This is a genomic window from Marinobacter iranensis (assembly GCF_029207565.1).
GTDB lineage: Bacteria > Pseudomonadota > Gammaproteobacteria > Pseudomonadales > Oleiphilaceae > Marinobacter > Marinobacter iranensis.
On sequence record NZ_JANCMW010000216.1, the window covers coordinates 1 to 265 of the forward strand.

At 60.8% G+C, this 265-nt stretch carries 1 protein-coding gene; it reads right to left on the bottom strand.

Going from position 1 to position 265, the window contains the following annotated elements; genetic code table 11:
- On the bottom strand, positions 1–169 hold a 169-nt coding region (locus NLU14_RS23075), incomplete at its 3' end, for a response regulator (protein WP_338040821.1).
- Between the last annotated feature and the right edge of the window lie 96 nt (positions 170–265).

A 265-nucleotide genomic window follows, 5' to 3' on the forward strand; every position in this document is an offset into this window, starting at 1 on the left:
CGGGCATCACGATATCGGTTAGCAGCAGGTCGAAGCGCTCGCTCTCGAGCAGCGGTATCGCCGCGGTGCCGCGATCGACCGCGCTGACCGCATAGCCCGAACGCTCGAGCGCCCGGGTAAGGTATTCCCGCATCACGCGGTCATCCTCGGCCAGCAGAATCCGGATCATGTTCCCCCACTCGAAATCAACAGGACCCCATCCTATACCCGAAGCCCTTAAGATTTTCCGCCCTTATACCATTCCATGCCATTGCGGCAGCGCGAT